Origin of the sequence: Hymenobacter sp. (genome assembly GCF_035709525.1) — a bacterium.
Classification (GTDB): Bacteria; Bacteroidota; Bacteroidia; order Cytophagales; family Hymenobacteraceae; genus Hymenobacter.
Genome location: NZ_DASTEP010000244.1, coordinates 1 through 3,332 on the forward strand (window position 1 = coordinate 1; position 3,332 = coordinate 3,332).

Genomic DNA, 3,332 nt, shown 5'->3' on the forward strand with positions numbered 1-3,332 from the left:
GCCGCCGGGCAAACGACCACCCTGAGCGGCGGCAACAGCTACGCCGGCGACTACCAAGTGCTCGGCGACCTGGTACTCACCAACGGCACTTACACGCTCACGCCCGGCACCACGTTCTACGTGAATGGCCGCGCTACCAGAATAGGCGCCTTCGGCACGCCCATCCGGCGGGTTTCGGGCAGCACCATTACGGTGGGCGACAAGGCCACCCTGGTGCTGGACAACGCGACCCTGACGGCCTCGGGCAGCACGACTACCTGCCCCATGTGGCGCGGCGTAGTAGTGAAAGGCATCGGCGCTGGGCCGGGCACTACCAACCGCCTGGTGGTACAAAACGGCTCCGCCATCAGCCACGCGCTGTGCGCCCTCAGCCTGGAGGATGGCTCGAACGGGGGCACGACCGCCTACGTGATTGAGCGCTCGGCCTTTGCCCAGAACCTCACGCACGTGCGCGACGTGGCCGTGCACACGGCGGGCACTACCTCGTTTATCGCCAACTGCACGTTTGACTCGGACCCGGGCCAGACGCGCTTTCCCTACGAGCAGGCCGGCGGCACCCAGTATTTTGCCTACCAGGCGCTGTACCTCACGCCGGTGGGCGACTTTGGCAGCCACGCCGTGGAAGTAACGGGCAACGCCATCAACAACGCCGTGTATGGCATCGTCAACAACGAGGTAGACCGGGCCGGGGTGATGATACAAAACAACGTGCTGAACAAGATTTTTCAGACCGGCATCTGGACCGTCAACAACGATACCAATACCGGCACCACTATTTCGGTGACGAGCGGCAACCAGGTGGGCCTGAACGGTATCTTCCCCGCCAACACCGACCAGATTGACCCCACCGCTACCCGCTACGGCATCGTGCGCGAGGGCCGGCTGGCCATTCCCAACCTGTTTGTCAACAACACGGTGACGGGCAATACCAACCCGGCCTTCAACAACTACCAGCAGATAGGGCTGAGCATCAGCGGCCCCACCAGCGCCAGCGGCAACCTGCTGCAAAACATGAACGAGGGCATCAGCGCCACCGAACTCAGCGGAAGCGACATCGTCGACAACCAAACCTCCGGCTGCGTCAATGGCTTCGTGGTCAAAAACTACATCAACGGCCAGAGCTAGGTCAGCCGCCTGGGCTGCAACACCTTCGCCCAGGGCAACGGCGGCGTCACGGGCAACACGGCCGGCATCGTGGTGCAGCAGGATGCTACCATCAACGACATCGGCAGCCCCATGTGGCCCGGCGGCCAATCGGTTTGACGGGGTGACGTATGGCATTGTGAATGACAATAATACGACGCCGGTTACTTATTATCAGACTACCTCGTCGCAGGAGGCGGTAACTTGGATTGGTGGGGGCTTCGTTTCGGTAAATACAGTAGGCGGCATCAACCTGACAAAATACTGCCTGGGCCAGGGTGCCGGTAATGGCAACGGCGTAAACCAGCGCGGAGCGGCCCCGAGCCCCGGCTACCTGGCCGCCCTCATGGACTCGGTGCGGCGGCAGCTGGTGCCGGCGGCCCGCCGCCGCAGCTACCTGCACGAGGTAAGCAGCTACTACGCGGGCACGCAGCAGCTGCCCACCCTCGAAGCCTGGTGGGCCACCCTGGCCGGCCCCAACGACGCGGCCTACCGCACGCTGGGCCGCTACCTGCTGAGCGCCTACGACGAGCAGCACGCGCCCGCCGCTACCCAGCGCATTTTGGCGGGCCTGCAGCCGCAGGCCCTGCTCGATGCCGAGCTGGCCGCGCAGTTGCAATTGCGCACGGTGCTGCGGCACCTGCCCCAGACCGCGCCCCTGCTCACCGCCACCGACAGCACCACCCTGCGCACGCTGGCCTGGTCGGGCCTGAGCGTGGCCCCGCAGGCCACCCGCTGGCTGCGCTACTATCACCCCCTCATCCCCGTGCCCGCCCCCACCCCGGCCGCCCCGCAACCGGCCGCCGCCGTGGCCCGCAAGCGAATACTGACCGAAAGCGGCGCGACGCTGGGGGCCGCTTACCCCAACCCAGCCCAGACCGAAGTCACCATCGCCTGCCAGCTGGCGCGGGCCGAACAAACGGCCGAGCTGCGCTTCACCAACCTGCTCACCGGGCAGGTGCTACGGGTGGTACCCGTGGCAGGCACGGGTACCGAACGGAGTCAGCGCGTGCCACTGGCCGGGCTGCCGGCCGGACAGTACGCCTACCAGCTGGTGGTAGAAGGGCAGCCGGCCGCTGCCCCGCAGAAGCTGTTCGTTAATCCCTAGTCCTCCAGCGGGGCCGTGCGGCTTAGCGCTGCGCGGCCCCGCTTTCTTGGGATATGCGACGTATATTGATTTTGCTCGTGTTGGCCCTACTGTGGGGCCAGCCCAAGAGCTATGCGCAACAAGTCGGCTGGGAGTATGCGCTGCCTTTCTCCGCAACTCCATACGCGGCCTATGACGTATTTGGCTACCTGCACCAGTTGGCGGGGGGCGACTATGTCTTATCGGGCATCGGCGACCGAGTCAGTGGGGGGGGCTACCCCCTCATCTACGCCCGCGTGGCGGCCAGCGGCACGTTGGCCTACCAACGCAAGGGCCGTACACTAGGTACTCTCGAACAGAACATGGTGATGCTGGCAGGCCGTAATGGTAGCAGCCTGCTAGCGGCAACACTACCAGCCCGCACGGCGGGCAATAATACGGCCACCGCCCGCTTATTCTTTCAGCGCATCCGTCCTAATGGCGACACACTGCCCGGTATTAGTTATCCGCTGAATTTTTTGGAGGGTGCTCCCACCCGCGCCGTGCGCGAGGGTGACAGCGTGCGTGTGCTGACCTATGCCTTCGATACGCAGAACATGGGGCAGTATGCGCTGCTGAGCACTGACACGCTGGGCACGGTGGGGCGCGTGCGGCGCTACCCCACCCCCACCTTTGGCAACGCCTACCCCTGCGACCTGCTGCGCACCGCCCGCGGCGGCTGGCTTATCGTGGGCGAGCTGGCCGCGCCGCCTTACGCGCATCCCTACCTGGTCGAAACTGACACTCAGGGCCGCCTGCGCCGCCAGCGCGAGCTCCTTTTGTTTACGGATAGCAACCAAGAACGTATGCCGCGAGGCTGGAGCAATATGCTACGGCTGCGCGATGGCAGCGGCTACGTGTTCAGCGGCCAGCAGCGCACCACGGCCGGGCAGACTTTCGGCTTCCTCTGCAAGCTCGACACGGCCCTGAACGTGGCCTGGACCTACCGCCACCCGCCCCAGGCCACCCCCGCCCTGGCCCCGCGCCAGGTCTACGAGCTGGCCGACGGCACCCTGGCCTGGCTCGCCGCCGACGGCGTCAGCACCACGCTCGGCGGCCAGCC

General features: G+C 65.7%; 3 protein-coding genes. All 3 read left to right on the forward strand.

Annotated features, from left to right (window positions below; translation table 11 throughout):
- On the forward strand, nt 1-1,125 hold a 1,125-nt coding region (locus VFO93_RS21990; protein WP_325136531.1), incomplete at its 5' end, for a hypothetical protein.
- A gap of 142 nt (nt 1,126-1,267) precedes the next feature.
- On the forward strand, nt 1,268-2,251 hold the full coding sequence (locus tag VFO93_RS21995; RefSeq protein WP_325136532.1) for a hypothetical protein: 984 nt from the start codon (nt 1,268-1,270) through the stop codon (nt 2,249-2,251).
- 53 nt (nt 2,252-2,304) lie between these two features.
- The coding region (locus tag VFO93_RS22000; protein WP_325136533.1) for a hypothetical protein at nt 2,305-3,332 on the forward strand (1,028 nt) is incomplete at its 3' end.